Raw genomic sequence first — 14,426 nt, forward strand, 5'->3', positions numbered from 1 at the left:
GGGAGACACCCCTCTCGACATTTAGGAATAGACGGACTACGCCTTCAACCCCGGCTCAAGTCCGAGCCGAAAAGGCGGCATGTTCCGCCTTGTAACGAAAGAAGAACGGTTCATGGCAACTGGTACTGTGAAGTGGTTCAACGACGCGAAGGGCTTCGGGTTCATCACGCAGGACGGCGGTGGCGAGGATGTGTTCTGCCACCACACGGCCATCAACATGGATGGCTTCCGCACCCTGGCCGAGGGCCAGCGCGTGGAGTTCGAAGTGACCAAGGGCCCGAAGGGTCTGCAGGCCCAGAACGTTCGCGCCGCCGGCTAGTCCGCTAACCCGGACGAGTCCAGGAGCCTGACCTCGTCCGGGGTCGGGCTCTTTCTTTTTGGTCCCCATGCGTCTGCCTCCACTGCCCCGAGTCGCTGGCTTCGACGATGCCCCCTTCACGAAGCGCCCGGGAGCGAGGGTGCCGCTGGTGGGGGTGGTGTGCGCGGGCACGCGCTTCGAGGGGCTCGTCTGGGGACGGGTGCGCAAGGACGGGTGGACGGCGACGGACGAGGTGTGCCGGCTGCTGGTGGGGGGCAAGTTCCTGCCGCAGCTGCACCTGGTGCTGCTGGACGGCATCGCCTTCGGGGGCTTCAACGTGGTGGACCTGCCGAGGCTGGCGGGGACGCTGGGCAAGCCGTGCGTGTCGGTGATGAGGCGATTGCCGGACCTGGAGGCGATGGAGCGCGCGCTGCGCCACCTGCCGAGGCCGGAGCGGCGGCTGGAGCTGCTGAAGCGAGCGGGCCCCATCCATCAGCTGGGAGGCTTCACGTTCCAGGTGCAGGGAGCGGAGCCGGAGTGGGTGGCCGAGGCCCTGAAACGCCTGACGGACCGGGGGAACGTGCCGGAAGCGCTGCGATTGGCCCACCTGATCGGCTCGGCGGTCATCACGGGGGAAAGCTCCAAGCGGGCCTGACCTACCTGCGGACCTCGGGAGGAACCTGTTCCAACCACCCTACTTCCAGGCAAGCCCACAACCCCAGCAGCACCGCCTCCGCGGCGTCATGCCGGAGCGACGTGGGCCGCGAAGCGCCAGCCCACTCAATGACGCGGCGCGCCAGTCCATCCGCGGCATCCTTGGCCAGCCCACCGGAGCGCTGCTCGCGGGCGTACAGCAACCGCGCGCGCCAGTCCTGGGCGGACACACGGAGCACGGGGAGCGCGCGCCGCGATGCCTCTCGCTCCCACACCTCGGCGATGGGCCCGCCGCCCTCCAGCACCAACCACGCGAGCGGCCCGGCCGAGTGCAGCACGGAGGGCACGGCGCGCTTGAGCCGGGACTGGCTGCCGAAGTTCTGCGAGCGATACCACCGCAACCGCCCATCAGGGCCATACAGGGCCAGCCCGGAGCGCAGCCCGAGGTCCACGGCGAGCAGCGCCGGCCCCTCGGGTGCGCCGGGGCTCACGCGTCCTCCGTCCAGGAGACGCGGAAGGTGACGCTCTCGGCGGTGAAGTCGATCAGGTCCACGCGCACGCCCAGATCCCCGGGGCGGACGGCGCGAAGCATCTCGAGCATGGCGCCCTGGACGACATAGCGGGTAGGCCCGGGCTCGTTCACCCACAGCTCCACCACGTTGGCGGCGATGTCCGAGTGGCGGACCTCGGTGTAGTTGTTGCCCGAGCGGAAGTTCTGCTCGGCGCGGGCCACCAGGCGCTGGGGGCTGAGCAGCTGGAGGACGCGGAACATGAGCCGCCCGGTGAAGGTCTCCCGGTAGCCCTCGACCATCCGCGCGCCCAGATACTGGTAGGCCACGGACTGGAGCTCGTTGGGGTAGAGCGCGTCGGCGACGATGGCCACGCACCGGGCCCAGGTGTCGAAGGAGTAGGCCGGCAGCAGCTTGCAGTCCAGGTCCAGCCCGGCCTGGCGCAGCCGCTGCTTCACGGCGGGTGAAATGCGCCTGGCGAGGCCCCTCACGAAGAGCCCCTCGACGGTATGTTCGTAGACGAGCCGCTCCGGCATGCCGGAGAGTCTAGCGCGGACGGGAGAAACACTTCATGGGACTGCAAAAAGAGCTGGCGACACTGGCCATGCGCGCCACCCCCTTGCCGGGTGGGGGGGACAACTTCATGGCCGCCGCCAACATCCCCACCCCGGTGCCCTCACTGCCGGGCTCCATCGGGGCGGTGGCGCACGAGCCCTTCATGGCCCGCGAGACGCGGCGCTCCTTCGACCTGGTGGTGGTGTTCACCATCGGAGACTTCGCGGACGCGACGGGGTGCTCCGAGTACTACAACCCGCACAGCCCCTGGTACAACGTGTTCTACGGAGCCTACGGGCTGCGCTCGTACGAGCCGGACGGGAGCGCGTGGGGCTTCCACGCGGACGGCAGCCCCCACATCGCCGAGATGATGCAGGTGCCGGAGCTGGACTACAACTGGCTCACCGCCGGTGCGCTCGGGTGTCCGCCGCCGCGCATGTGCTTCCGCGCCGAGGAGGTGAAGCCGGGCCGGCACCGCTCCTGGCACGTGCTGGACGTGGCGGCCACCATCCCCAGCGGGCTGCACTACCTGCGGGACGCGGTGTCGCCGGACCTGCGCTACTACGCCGTCTTCGGCCTGCCCCACGACGACTTCATGGCCAACGGCCGCCAGAGCTACGAGCCGGTGAGGATGCGCGGGCGGATGCTCTACAAGCAGGTGGGGAGCAACCTCACGCTCGCCTGGGGCGGGCTGTGCCCGGACACGGCCGAGGGCAAGAAGCTGCTCTCGGCCGTGCTGGACACGATGGACTCTCTCTACCCCGGCTGAGCCGCCCTACGGCGTGCCCTGCTCCGCCTGCTCGAGCGAGGCGGCGATGCGGCCAGCGGCACCGGCCAGCTCCACGCGGCGGATTTCGAGCGTGGCGCGGGCCTGGGCCGCGGCGCTGGCGGCGAGGAAGCGCCGCGTGTCCGCGTCCGACATCTCCAGGCTGGTGGACATGCCGGCCCGGAAGGCCGCCGCCACCTGCTTCTGCACCCGGGCGGCGAGCTGCGCCTGGGACTCGGCCTGGGCCAGCGCGGCCTCGGCGGCCTGGATGTTGGCGCGGGCCGCCACCCAGTTGGCGCGGGCCCGGGCGCGCGCCGACTCGTACTGCGCCTTCGCCTGCGCCAGCCGGGCGCGGTCCTCGTGCAGCGCCGCGTAGCGCTGCCCGCGGTCGTACAGCGGCATGGAGGCCGCGACGGACACCTCGTAGGTGGTGTTCTGCCCGGTGAAACCGGCGTTGGAGTTGTAGAGACCGCGGGCCTGGGCCACCACGCTCGGCAGCCACGAGAAGAGGTCGTACGTCACCTTGCCCTCGTTGGCCTTCACCGCCAGCGAGGCCGAGCGCACCGCGTACGTGTCCTCCCAGGGGCTCTGGTCCTCCGAGGGGGTGAGCCACTGGGGCCCCCCCGTGGCCTCGAAGGGGGCGGGCTGCACCGGCTCGCCCACCAGCGCGCCCAGGAGCGCCACCAGCTGCGCGTACTGGCCGGAGAGCTGCGCCAGCTGCACGCGGGCATGGGCCGTCTCCGACTGGGCGCGCAGCAGCGCCGCCTCCACCGTCATGCCCGCGCCGAGCTGCGCCTTCGCCTCGCCCTCGCGCTGGAGGGCCACCGACTCGGCCTCCCGCGCCGCGTCCATCATCTGCTGGATGCCCTGCAGCCCCAGGTAGGTGCGCGCCACGCCCAGCAGCACCTGCTCGCGCGCTTCCAGGGCGCCCAGCTCCGCCGCCTCCGCGCCCGCCTTCGCCGGGCCGAGCAGGAAGACGCCCGCCGGGGTGAAGAGGGGCTGGGAGATCTGCGCCGACGCGTACTGCGAGTTGCGCGCCGTGATGACGACGGGCTCCGGGACGAGCTGCGGATTGACGGGCATGAGCTGGAACACGCCGGCCACCAGCCCGACGAAGCTGCCGAGGTCGAGCTGGGCCTCGGCGCTGGCGTGGACGTACTGGGCGCCGACCGTCAGCTCGGGCTGCCAGGCCGTCCAGGCGCGGCGGACACCGGCGGCGGCCACGGCGGCCTGGGCGCGGGCGGCGGCCACGTCCGGGCTCTGCACCGAGGCCAGGGAGAGCGCCTCGCGCAGCGTCACCGTGCGCAGCGTGCCGGGAGCGGGAGCCCCCACCGTCGCGGGCCGAGCGGCGGGAGCCTGCCCCACGGCGCGCGGGGCGTCCGCGGGCGCCTGGGCGAGCGCACCGAGCGGGGAGAGGGCGGCGAGGAGGACGAGCGACAGGGGGCGCCGGGCGGACCCGGCGGCGATTCGGATGAACATGGGCAGGAGCAAGCGAAGGAGGATGGGGGGAGGGGCAGCGCCCGGACCGCTCAGGCGGCGCGCTGCTCCTGGGACTCCGGGACGGGGATGGGCAGGCCCTCGTCCTTCTTCTGGGGACGCTTGGAGAAGCCGAGGCGCTCCATGGCCGCGAACACCACCGGCACCACCAGCAGCGTGAGGAAGGTGGAGGTGATGACGCCGCCGATGACGGCGATGGCCATGGGGGCGCGGAACTCGGAGCCCACGCCCTTGCCGATGGCGGTGGGCACCATGCCGATGGCCATGGCGGCGCTCGTCATGAGGATGGGCCGCAGCCGGCGCGGACCCGCCTTCATGAGCGCCTCGTCCACCGTGGCACCCTCGCGCAGGTACTGCAGCGCGCCGTCCACCAGGAGGATGGCGTTCTTCGTCACCAGGCCCATCAGCAGGATGATGCCGATCATCGCGCCCATGGACACGTGGTAGCCGCCGAAGACGAGGCCCAGCAGCGCGCCCACGAGCGCCAGCGGCAGCGACACCATGATGGTGAAGGGGTGCTTGAAGGACTCGAACTGGCTGGCGAGCACCATGTAGATGAAGACGAAGGCCAGCAGGAACGCGGTGGCGAAGGCGTCGTTCTGCTCGGACATCATCTTGATCTGCCCGTCGTAGATGAGCGAGTAGCCCGGGGCCAGCGGCTTCTCGGCGATCTTCTTCTTGAGCTCCGCCGCCACGTCACCCAGGGCCGCGCCATTGAGCTGCGAGTAGATGGCGAGCTGGCGCTGACGGTTCTCGTGCTCGATGACGCTCGGTCCGTCGCGCAGCTCCACCTTCGCCACGTCCGTCACCGGGACGAGCCCCTTGGGCGTGCCGATCATCAGCTGCCGCACGCGCTCGGGGGTGGCGCGGTCGCGCTCGCTCAGGCGCACGCGGATGTCCGTCTCGTCCACGCCCTCGCGCAGCTTGGCGGCCACGTCACCACCGATGGCCATGCGCATCTGCAGGGCGATGGCCGCGGCGCTCACGCCCAGGTCCTTGGCGCGCGCCCGGTCCACCTCGATGGCCAGCTCCGGCTTGGGCGGGTTGTAGTCCACGCGCACGTCCGCCGTGCCCGGGATGTCCCGGAGAATCTGGGCGATGCGCTCGGACTCCTCGTGGATTCTGGCCAGCTCCGGGCCGGTGACGCGAATCATGATGGGATAGAAGTCGCCACCGAGGCCGTCGATGATGGGCAGGTCCTGCAGGTTGACGCGGGTGGCGGGCAGGGCCTCGGTGAGCAGCGTGCGCGCCTCCTCCTTGATGGCCTGGATGCCGCGCGCGCGCGACTGCTTGTTGGTGACGATGACCCGGAGGCGCGCCTTGTTCACGTCGCCGTTGTCACCCACGATGGCGTAGATGTCCGTCACCTCGGGCATGCCCTTGAGGACCTTCTCGGCCTGCGCCACGCGCGTGGCCGTCTGCTCCAGGCTGGAGGCGTCGGGCAGGATGAGCTGCACGATGAACTGCGAGCGGTCCTCGGCCGAGATGAACTCCATGCCCAGGCGGCTGGCGGCCCCGAAGGACACCACCATCACCCCCACGGTGATGCCCGTGGTGAGCCACTTGTGGTCGAGCACCCAGCGCAGGATGTTCGAGTAGACGCGCTCGCTGCCATCCAGGAAGCGGCGGATGGCGCTGGCCACCGCGTTCTCCTGGTGGTGCTCGCCCGGCTTGCGCTGCCTGGCCAGGCGCGCGGACAGCATCGGGTCCAACGTGAAGGAGATGAAGAGCGAGATGAGCACGGCCACCGAGATGGTGATGCCGAACTGCTGGAGGAACTGGCCCACCATGCCGGGCATGAAGGCCACCGGGACGAACACCGCCACCAGGGCGAACGTGGTGGCGAGCACCGCCAGACCCACGTCCTTCGTTCCGTTGGAGGCCGCGCTCACGGGGTCTTCACCCTGCTCCAGGCGGTGGGTGATGGCCTCGCGCACCACCACCGCGTCGTCGATGAGCAGACCGATGGCCAGCGACAGCGCCAGCAGCGTCATCTGGTTGAGCGAGTAGCCCAGCCCGTACATCACGAAGAACGTGCCGATCACGGAGGTGGGCAGCGCCAGCGAGGAGATGAAGGTGCCGCGCGGATCCAACAGGAACATCAGGATGATGAGCACCGCCATCGCGCCACCGAAGAGGAGCGCGACCCACACCTCGTGGGCGTTCTCGCGGATGTCCACCGACTGGTCGATGAGCAGCCGCGTCTGGAAGCCGTAACCCAGGGTGGGCACCACCTTGTCCATGGCCTTCTTCACCGCGTCGCTCACCGCCACGGTGTTGGAGCCGGGCTGCTTGATGACCTCGAGGATGACGGCGTCATTGCCGTTGAGGCGCGCCGTGGTGCGGCGCTCGGCCGCGCCGTCGGTGACGGTGGCGATCTCCTCCAGCCGCACCTGCGCGCCCGTGCGGCTCTGGGCCACCGGGAGCTGGCGCAGCTCGTCCACGCTCTTGAACTGACCCAGCGAGCGCACCGTCAGCTCGGTGGGACCCAGCTGCAACCGGCCCGCCGGCAGGTCCAGGTTCTCCTGGCCGATGCGCTGGGCGATGTCCATCGCGGACACGCCCACCGCGCGCGCCTTGTCCAGGTCCACGTCCACCTGGATTTCCCGCAGGTCACCGCCGTTGATGCGCACGTCCGCAACGCCCTCCAGCTGCGCCAGCGACGGCTTGAGCTTGTCCTCGATGATCTTGCGCACCGCGCGCGAGTCCACCTCGGCGCTCGCCGCGTAGGTGAGGACGGGAACCGCGGAGATGTCCACGCGGCCCACCACCGGTACATCCGCCTCCTGCGGCAGCTTGTAGGTGATGCCCGAGACCTTGTCGCGCACCTCCTGCACCGAGCGGTCCAGGTTGGCCGACAGCTTGAACTGGACGATGACCGTGCCCACGTTCTCGCGGCTGAAGGAGTGGATTTTATCCACGCCGCTGATGCCGGCGACGGCATCCTCGACGGGCTTGATGATCTGGGTCTCGATCTCTCCCGGGCCCGCGCCCTTGTAGAGGGTGTTGACCACCACCACGGGGATGGAGATGTCCGGGAAGAGATCGGTACCCAGCCGGGTGTACCCCATCACTCCGAGGACGATGAGGCAGAGGGACATCATGGCCGTGAAGACCGGCCGGCGAATGGAGACGTCGCTGAGGAGCATGGGGGGACGCCCTGGAATCGTGCGGTGGGGATTACTTCACGGAGACGCGCGTACCCTCGGTGAGGGACGGCGTGGGGTACTCGACGACCTTGTCCAGCGGAGCGGCGGCCTTCACCACCACCTCGCGCATGCCGCGCTCGATGACCTGGACGTCCACGCGGCGCACCTCGCCCGAGGCGCCCACCACGAAGACATGGTCACCGCCCGAGGAGGACAGCGCGGAGGCGGGCACGGCCTGCGCCTCCTGCTCCTCGCTCAGCGGGAGGAGGACGCGCGCCAGGGTGTTGGCCACGAAGCGGCCATCCTTGTTGGGCACCAGGATGTCCACCGGGATGCGGCGGGTGGCCGGGTCCGCCGAGGCGATGACAGTGCGGATGACGGCCTCGTCCGTGGAGGCGCCGCCCCCGACAACCTCGACGCGAACCTTCGTGCCCGGCTTGAGGCGGGCGCGGACGGAATCGGTCACCGTCGTCTTCAGCAGCAGGGTGCCCAGGTTCTCCACCGAGAACATCGGCACGCCCGGGCCCACGATGGCACCCACCTGCTCGGGTGCGTCCACGACGGTGCCGGTGAAGGGCGCCTTGAGGTCGTGCTTGCGCCGGCCCGCCTGCGCCTGCGCGAGCTGCGCCTTCGCGGCGAGCAGCTGCGCCTCGGCCTGCTTCGCCTGGGTGCTGGAGGTGAGGTTCTGCAGGTCGCTCACGTTGCCCTGCTCCTGCAGCTTCGCGTTGCGGCCGGCCACGTCGGCGGCCATGGCGGCGCTCACCTCGGCGGCGGCCACGGCGGCCTGGGCCTGGGCGAGCTGCGCGTCCGAAATCTCCGGGTTGAGCTGCGCGAGCACCTGGCCCTCCTGCACCGTCTGGCCCTTCTTCACGCGCACCTTGTCCAGACGGCCGCCCACCTCGAAGCCCACCTGCAGGGCCTGGGCGGGGAAGAGCGTGCCCGTCACCTCCTCGCGCAGCGCCGTCTTCACCGAGCGCGGCGAGAGCACCGTCACGGCGGGAAGCTCCGGCACGGCGGCCTTGGGGGTGGTGGCCGGAGCGGCGTCGGCCTTGCAGCCCGAGAGGGGAAGCGCGGTGGCGGCCAGGCCCACGGCGGCGAGCCCGGCGACGAGCGGCGTCCTGGAGAGTTTCACGGTCATGACCTCGAGGTGCTACGGGGACGGGAAACGGCGCGGGCCTTCGGCCTGCGCGGGGAAGTCTTCTTGGGCGCGGTGGCGGCTTTCGGAGGCAGGCTGCCCTCGCGGATGAGCCGGTGGATGGAGCGGGCCCACGCGGCCAGGTCCGGCTTCTGCTCCATCTGGCTCATCTGCTGGGCCAGCAGCACGTACGTGCCGACGATGAGCGAGCCGATGACGGTGGGGGGCACGTCCGCGCGGCTCACGCAGTCCTTCTGCAGGCGCTGGAACTCCTGCGTCACCCGAGACACCTCGCGGTCCACCATGCCCCACATGAGCGACTCGAACTCGGTGCCCTGGCTGCCGCGCATGAGCACGTGCACCACGTCGCGGTAGGCCCACATCAGCTCCAGCGTGCCCAGGTCCGACTCGGTGCTCATCCGCACCAGGAGCTCGTAGCGCTCGGAGCGCTCGGCCACGTCGCGTGCCTCCAGCGAGCCGTGCTCGGCGTGGAAGCGCTCCATCTCCTGGATGCGCCGCTCGATGAGCAGGTTCATCGCGGAGGTGAACTCGGCCACCACCTCGCCGAAGAGGGCCTCCTTGGAGGCGGCGTGCAGGTAGAAGGCGCCCTTGGAGAGGCCGCAGGCGGCGGTGATGTCCTCGATGCGCGCGCCGCGCAGACCCTTCTTCACGAACTCCGCTCGCGCGGCGGCGATGAGTGCTGCACGGGCATGTGGATCCGCGGGACGCGCCATGACGCCCGCATGACTAACCCGCCGGTCAGAAACTCCGCCAGGGGATTACTGAATCTCGGGTCAGAAACACCGACATATAAACTCATCAAAACAATCATCCCCACTAATCAATCATGAAGGAGCGTTTTCCAAGCCCCGGGTCTAGCGTGCCCGCCCATGCTGCCCGCGCTCATTGCCCGACGCATTCAGGGTTCATGCGCCCTCCTGCTACTTGGGACCGTCTGCGTTTTTCCTGGTCCGCTCAGCGCCGGGCAGCCACTCCGTGCCCCCGGTGACTGCTCCGAGGAGGAACACAAGCTGTTGAAGGAAGAGGTCGGGCGCGCCTGCAAGGCGACGAGCATGCGGTGCCACGAGTACCAAAGCTGTGCCGAGCTGCTCGCGAACCTACTGAAGTATCAGCGATGCATCAGCGCCAGGGTGGCCATCATGGACAAGTGCTTCCGAGGGGGAGACGAGAATCACCGCAGGGAAGTGGAGAACTACCGGAGCGGCGCCGCTGAGTGCTCACGGCTCATGGACCTGCAGCGCTGCCCAAAGCAGTGCCGGTGAGCCGTCATGCCAGGCTCCAGACGTGAAGCCCTCCAGCGGCGGATCGAAGCCGCCTTCGCCGACGCCCCCCATCCCGGGGATGACCGCATCGGCTATGACGCCGACGACTGGGAGAGCGCGGAGCTGGCCCACGCCTTCAAGGGGCGGCACTGGAGGGAGCTATCCCCCGCCGAGCTTCAGTACCACTCCAGCTCCTTCCTGAGCTCGGAGGGCTTCAGGTACTACCTCCCCGCCTACCTGCTGGCCGCGTTGGAGGACCACGGCAATCTGATGCCCCATACCGTCTATGGTCTGACCCTTCCCCAGGGGTCCACCCCCGAGGAGCAGCGCCTTCGCGACTGGCAGCTCGACCGGTTCGAAGGGCTCTCCCCTGAGCAGAAGCGGGCCGTCCGGGCATTCCTGGAGTACGCCAGGGACGAGGCTTCGCACTACTTCTCGCAGGGACAGGAGCCCCGTCTCGCGCTCGAGAGGTACTGGGAGCGGCAGTAGCGAGGGCTACGGTGCAGGCGCGCCGAGCCGCCCCAGGGCGGTGCACAGGGGGCACGCGGCCGGAGCGTGGGGCACGTCGCGGCGGTGCAGGTCCAGCACCGCGCGGGACACCTCGGCCAGCTCGCGGCGCACCTCGCGGCGGGCGCCCTTCACCCGGGCAATCTGCAGGTTGTCGTACGCCGTCGTCTGGTGACGCATCCACGCGATGACCGCCGCCTCGGCGCGGCGCTCGAGGGGGATGCGCTCGGTCCGCGCCACCGTGCCACTGCCCACCGGCGTCGCATGGGCCGACACCGCCACCGCCAGCTTCTTCGCCTGGGCCGTGAAGACGGGCGCGAAGGCCAGGAAACGCAGCACCGCGTTGGCGAAGTCCACCTCGTACTCGGCCTGCTCGCGCTCGCGGCGGCGCACGTCCGCCTCCCGCTTCTTCGCATAGGCCGGGGTGGCGCGCTCCGTCTCCAGGGCCGCCCGGGCGGCGGTGATGTGGGCCTCGGGCGCCCACACCCCCTGGGAGAAGATTTTGCGGCCCTTCTTCTCCACCACCGTCCAGCTGGGACCGGCGGCCTTCACCCGGCGGGTGAGTCCGGCATCACCCGGGGGCAACAGGGCCCAGCCCGGGGGGATGGAGAGGAGGGCGCCATCGGCCGCGCGCACGCGGCGCGGGTCGCTCGTGGGGGAGACGGTGAGGGAGTCGCTCATGTCGGCCGCTGGCGCCTATACCGCATGCCGAGTCAGAGGGGGAAGCGCCCCCGCGTCAACCTCTGCTAGATGGGGCATGTCGCCAGCGCTCGGTCGCGGGCGGGAGGGTCTTTCACTCATGGGCAGCGCCGGCATGTCCATTCTCAGGCTTACCTTCCTCGGCACCTCGGCCGCACAGCCGACGTTGCATCGCAACCTGTCCGGGCTCGCGGTGAAGGCGGACGCGGACCTGCTCCTCTTCGATTGTGGCGAGGGCAGCCAGCGGCAGATGGTGCGCTACGGCACCGGCTTCACCGTGGATGCCGTCTTCTTCACCCACTTCCACGCCGACCACTACCTGGGAATCATCGGCTTCCTGCGCACCCTCGGGATGATGGGGCGGGAGACTCCCGTGCAGCTCTACGGGCCTCCCCCGGCGCGGCGGCTGCTGCACCAAGCCGTGCACCTGGGCGTGGAGCAGCTGTCCTTCAGCGTGGAGTTCCACGAGCTGCGCGACGGCGACAAGGTGGAGCGGCGTGGCTACAGCGTGCAGGCCGTGGCGGTGGACCATCGCATCAACGCGCTCGGTTACGTGCTGCAGGAGGACGAGCGCCCGGGCAAGTTCAACCTGGAGAAGGCCCGGGCCATGGGGATTCCCTCGGGGCCCGTCTACGGCCAGCTCCAGCGCGGCGAGACGGTGATGCTGCCGGACGGCCGCACCATCCGTCCCGACGAGGTGGTGGGCGACGCGCGGCCCGGACGGCGCCTGGTCATCTCCGGCGACACCCGGCCGTGCCAGTCCCTGGTGCGCGCGGCGAAGGACGCGGACCTGCTCATCCACGAGTCCACCTTCTCCGACGACGAGCAGGCGCGCGCCCAGGAGACGCGGCACTCGACGGCCCGCGAGGCGGCCCAGGTGGCGCGCGAGGCCGGCGCGAAGCGGCTCATCCTCACGCACCTGTCCAGCCGCCATGACACCGACCCCTCGCGGCTGCTCACCCAGGCGCGCGAGGAGTACAAGGGGCCCGTCGAGGTCGCCTACGACGGGCTCACCGTGGAGCTGCCCCTGCGCGACTGAGCGCGGGGCCCTGCCCTGCCTGGCACCTACTTGATGGTGCTCTCGGCCTCGGCCCGCAGCGCCTTGGCCGCGTCGGGGTCGATGCGCTGCATCAGCTCCCACTCCATCTCCATGTCCCGCACCAGGTTGGTGGTGTCCGTGCCGAGGTTCTGGCGCTGGCCGCTGCGCGAGTCCACCGGGCCCGGGCCGGACTCGACGCGGTTCTGCTTGAAGATCTCCACCTTGCACATGGCCGGGCTCGGCTGCTTGCCGCGCACCAGGTAGCGCACGTAGTTGGTGCCCAGCGTCGAGGGCGCGCCCACCATGTGCCAGTCGGTGCTGATCTCGAAGGCACCCGGGGCCTCGCGCAGCGGCAGGTCCTTCTCCTTCAACAGCATCCGCACCTGCGGCCACACCTCGGCGATGGGCTTGCGGTACACGTACTGGGCCGCCTTGTCCTGGATGTAGGCCTCGCGGCGGCTGGCCGCGCATCCGGTGGCGAGCGTGGCAACGGCGAGCAGCACCAACGACAGGGACCACGGCGAGCGCATCGGCGGTGTCATTCGGTTCCTCCCCCACGGATTGAAGATGAGGAGTCGATTTGAAGCACGGCCCCTTCCCCGCGCCAAGACGACCCGGGGACAACCCGCTTCCGAGCCAACCATGCAAAGGGCCTGAAACACAGCAGCTCGCCTGGAACCCACCCGGGGAGTCGTGAAGGCCCGGCACCCGGGTACACTGCCCGCCCATGAAGGACGGGCTCCTCCGCCGTGCCATCAAACGGATCGCGCTGGTGCGCTACACCCTGGACCTGGGGTTCACCCGCCTGGTGCTGCGGGCCCGGGGAGAGCCACGCTACCGGCTCAAGGGCTCCTGCAACGGCTGCGGCCGGTGCTGCGAGACGCCCGTCATCCCCGTGAGCCGGCCCGTGTTCTTCCTGCGCTCGCTGCGCTGGCTCACGCTGACGTGGCACCGCGTCGTCAACGGCTTCGAATTCGTCGGCGACGACCGGCGCCTCAAGCTCTTCGTCTTCCGCTGCACGCACTACGATCCGGTGACGAAGCAGTGTGACTCCTACGACAGCCGGCCGGGGATGTGCCGGGACTACCCGCGCAACCTCGTCTACGAGGCGCTGCCGGAGTTCTTCCCCGAGTGCGGCTACTCGGCCTCCTACAAGAAGGGCGAGCAGATGAGGCAGGCGCTGTTGAAGGCCCACCTCCCGCCGGAGAAGTACGCGGAGCTGGTGCGCAAGCTCCACCTCGACGAGTGAACCGGGGCCGACTCACGCCGGGGGCTGCTGTCCCTCGAGGGACTCCGTCTGCCGCGGCCAGCGCGCCTCCTCCTCCGTCAGGGCCCGCCCCGCGGAGAAGTGCTCGATGAGGAGCGCCGCCACCTTCTCCGGGGCCTCCAGCGGCACGAAGTGGCCCTCCTCGGGCAGGTACTGCACCGCGGGCTTCTGCTCGAAGTACGGCTCCAGTCCCCGCGTGAGCTGCTTGCGCAGGGCCGTGTCCTGCTCGCCCCAGATGAGCAGGAAGGGCGCGCGGATGCGCGGGTAGGGCCTCGATTCGCGCAGGCGGCGCGGGTCCACGGTGCGGCGGAACGCCACGCGGTAGTAGTCGATGGCCGCGCGCGCCGCCTCGCGGCTGGAGAAGTTCGCCTCGTACTCCGCCAGCCTTCCCGGAGGCACGCGCGAGGGGTCCACCATCGCCCGCCGCAACATGCGCGGCACCAGGGCGCCGCCCCGTGCGGAGAGCAGGAGCTCGGGCAGGAGGGGCAACTGGAAGAAGAAGATGTACCAGGAGCGCACCAGCTGCGCGGGCTTCCAGATCTCCCGCGCCATCCGTTCCGGATGCGGGGCGTTGATGACGGCCAGCCGCTCCACCACCTCCGGGTGCATGGCCGCCACGTGGTAGGCGATGACCCCGCCCCAGTCATGGCCCACGAGGTACACGGGACGGTCCGGCCGCAGGTGCCTCGCCAGCTGGACGACATCTCCCGCCAGCGTGTCCAGGTCATACCCCTCCGCGGGCCGGTCCGTGCCGCCATAGCCGCGCAGGTCCGGCGCCACCGCCCGGAAGCCCGCCTCGGCCAGCCGGGGCAGCACCTCGCGCCAGCTCTCGGACAGCTCGGGAAAACCGTGCAGCAGGAGCACCAGCGGACCCTCGGCGGGGCCCGCCTCCAACACCTGCATGCGCAGACCCGGCAACGAAACGGAGCGAGGGGTGATGGGATTCATGGGGCACAGAGCTAGGGTCGTCCCCTATCGTGAGGAAGCGGCCTCGGGGCGGGACGTCAGGCGCCGTACAGGAATGCAGCACTCCCCCTCCCCCACCGCCGTGCCGTGGACATCTTGGAG

The 14,426-nt window shown here is 70.2% G+C and carries 16 protein-coding genes; 7 read left to right on the forward strand and 9 right to left on the reverse strand.

Annotated elements, in window-relative coordinates; all coding sequences use genetic code 11:
* Positions 1-112 precede the first annotated feature (112 nt).
* Together VFZ09_RS22365 and VFZ09_RS22370 are read left to right on the forward strand one after the other, a co-directional pair.
* On the forward strand, positions 113-319 hold the full coding sequence (locus VFZ09_RS22365) for a cold-shock protein (protein ID WP_108072049.1): 207 nt from the start codon (positions 113-115) through the stop codon (positions 317-319).
* 67 nt (positions 320-386) lie between these two features.
* Positions 387-953: a DUF99 family protein gene (locus VFZ09_RS22370; protein ID WP_329729674.1), complete on the forward strand. Its 567-nt coding sequence runs from the start codon at positions 387-389 to the stop codon at positions 951-953.
* Position 954: 1 nt separating this feature from the next.
* Here VFZ09_RS22370 and VFZ09_RS22375 read toward each other — a convergent pair whose 3' ends face one another.
* Positions 955-1,443 (reverse strand): hypothetical protein, encoded by a 489-nt coding sequence (locus tag VFZ09_RS22375; RefSeq protein WP_329729675.1) that lies wholly within the window; start codon positions 1,441-1,443, stop codon positions 955-957.
* Positions 1,440-1,997 (reverse strand): DUF2378 family protein, encoded by a 558-nt coding sequence (locus VFZ09_RS22380; protein WP_329729676.1) that lies wholly within the window; start codon positions 1,995-1,997, stop codon positions 1,440-1,442. The genes VFZ09_RS22375 and VFZ09_RS22380 overlap by 4 nt, the downstream gene beginning before the upstream one ends.
* Positions 1,998-2,032: 35 nt before the next feature.
* Between VFZ09_RS22380 and VFZ09_RS22385 the strand changes: the two genes are divergently transcribed.
* Positions 2,033-2,785: a hypothetical protein gene (locus tag VFZ09_RS22385; protein ID WP_329729677.1), complete on the forward strand. Its 753-nt coding sequence runs from the start codon at positions 2,033-2,035 to the stop codon at positions 2,783-2,785.
* Positions 2,786-2,791: 6 nt separating this feature from the next.
* Here the strand turns inward: VFZ09_RS22385 and VFZ09_RS22390 are convergent, their stop codons facing one another.
* Genes VFZ09_RS22390 through VFZ09_RS22405 form a run of 4 tightly spaced genes read right to left on the reverse strand, consistent with a single transcriptional unit; the run spans position 2,792 to position 9,297 of the window.
* The gene (locus VFZ09_RS22390; RefSeq protein ID WP_329729678.1) at positions 2,792-4,261 is read right to left on the reverse strand and encodes a TolC family protein; all 1,470 of its coding nucleotides are present in this window, start codon (positions 4,259-4,261) and stop codon (positions 2,792-2,794) included.
* A 50-nt stretch (positions 4,262-4,311) separates the two neighbouring features.
* Positions 4,312-7,428, reverse strand: a complete 3,117-nt coding sequence (locus VFZ09_RS22395) for an efflux RND transporter permease subunit (RefSeq protein ID WP_329729679.1) — start codon at positions 7,426-7,428, stop codon at positions 4,312-4,314.
* 31 nt (positions 7,429-7,459) lie between these two features.
* On the reverse strand, positions 7,460-8,566 hold the full coding sequence (locus VFZ09_RS22400; RefSeq protein ID WP_329729680.1) for an efflux RND transporter periplasmic adaptor subunit: 1,107 nt from the start codon (positions 8,564-8,566) through the stop codon (positions 7,460-7,462).
* Positions 8,563-9,297 carry a helix-turn-helix domain-containing protein gene (locus VFZ09_RS22405; protein WP_329729681.1) on the reverse strand — a complete coding sequence of 245 codons (735 nt, stop codon included), beginning with the start codon at positions 9,295-9,297 and terminating at the stop codon, positions 8,563-8,565. The genes VFZ09_RS22400 and VFZ09_RS22405 overlap by 4 nt, the downstream gene beginning before the upstream one ends.
* 156 nt (positions 9,298-9,453) lie before the next feature.
* Between VFZ09_RS22405 and VFZ09_RS22410 the strand changes: the two genes are divergently transcribed.
* The gene (locus tag VFZ09_RS22410; protein ID WP_329729682.1) at positions 9,454-9,846 is read left to right on the forward strand and encodes a hypothetical protein; all 393 of its coding nucleotides are present in this window, start codon (positions 9,454-9,456) and stop codon (positions 9,844-9,846) included.
* 6 nt (positions 9,847-9,852) lie between these two features.
* The gene (locus VFZ09_RS22415; RefSeq protein WP_329729683.1) at positions 9,853-10,335 is read left to right on the forward strand and encodes a DUF6714 family protein; all 483 of its coding nucleotides are present in this window, start codon (positions 9,853-9,855) and stop codon (positions 10,333-10,335) included.
* A gap of 6 nt (positions 10,336-10,341) precedes the next feature.
* Here the strand turns inward: VFZ09_RS22415 and VFZ09_RS22420 are convergent, their stop codons facing one another.
* Positions 10,342-11,034, reverse strand: a complete 693-nt coding sequence (locus VFZ09_RS22420; RefSeq protein WP_329729684.1) for a DUF2293 domain-containing protein — start codon at positions 11,032-11,034, stop codon at positions 10,342-10,344.
* A gap of 133 nt (positions 11,035-11,167) precedes the next feature.
* Between VFZ09_RS22420 and rnz the strand changes: the two genes are divergently transcribed.
* A complete protein-coding gene (gene rnz, locus VFZ09_RS22425) occupies positions 11,168-12,091 on the forward strand; it encodes a ribonuclease Z (RefSeq protein ID WP_329729685.1) in 924 nt (307 codons plus the stop codon).
* A gap of 26 nt (positions 12,092-12,117) precedes the next feature.
* On the opposite strand, the gene VFZ09_RS22430 is transcribed toward rnz, so the two are convergent.
* Positions 12,118-12,633, reverse strand: coding sequence for a hypothetical protein (locus tag VFZ09_RS22430; protein WP_329729686.1), 516 nt, complete (start codon positions 12,631-12,633; stop codon positions 12,118-12,120).
* A gap of 185 nt (positions 12,634-12,818) precedes the next feature.
* Here VFZ09_RS22430 and VFZ09_RS22435 point away from each other — a divergent pair, with 185 nt between their 5' ends.
* Positions 12,819-13,340 (forward strand): YkgJ family cysteine cluster protein, encoded by a 522-nt coding sequence (locus VFZ09_RS22435; RefSeq protein WP_329729687.1) that lies wholly within the window; start codon positions 12,819-12,821, stop codon positions 13,338-13,340.
* Positions 13,341-13,352: 12 nt separating this feature from the next.
* Here the strand turns inward: VFZ09_RS22435 and VFZ09_RS22440 are convergent, their stop codons facing one another.
* Entirely contained in the window at positions 13,353-14,306 is a 954-nt protein-coding gene (locus VFZ09_RS22440; RefSeq protein WP_329729688.1) for an alpha/beta fold hydrolase, read from the reverse strand.
* Positions 14,307-14,426: the final 120 nt, after the last annotated feature.

The organism is Archangium sp. (genome assembly GCF_036277355.1).
Taxonomy (GTDB): Bacteria; Myxococcota; Myxococcia; order Myxococcales; family Myxococcaceae; genus Archangium.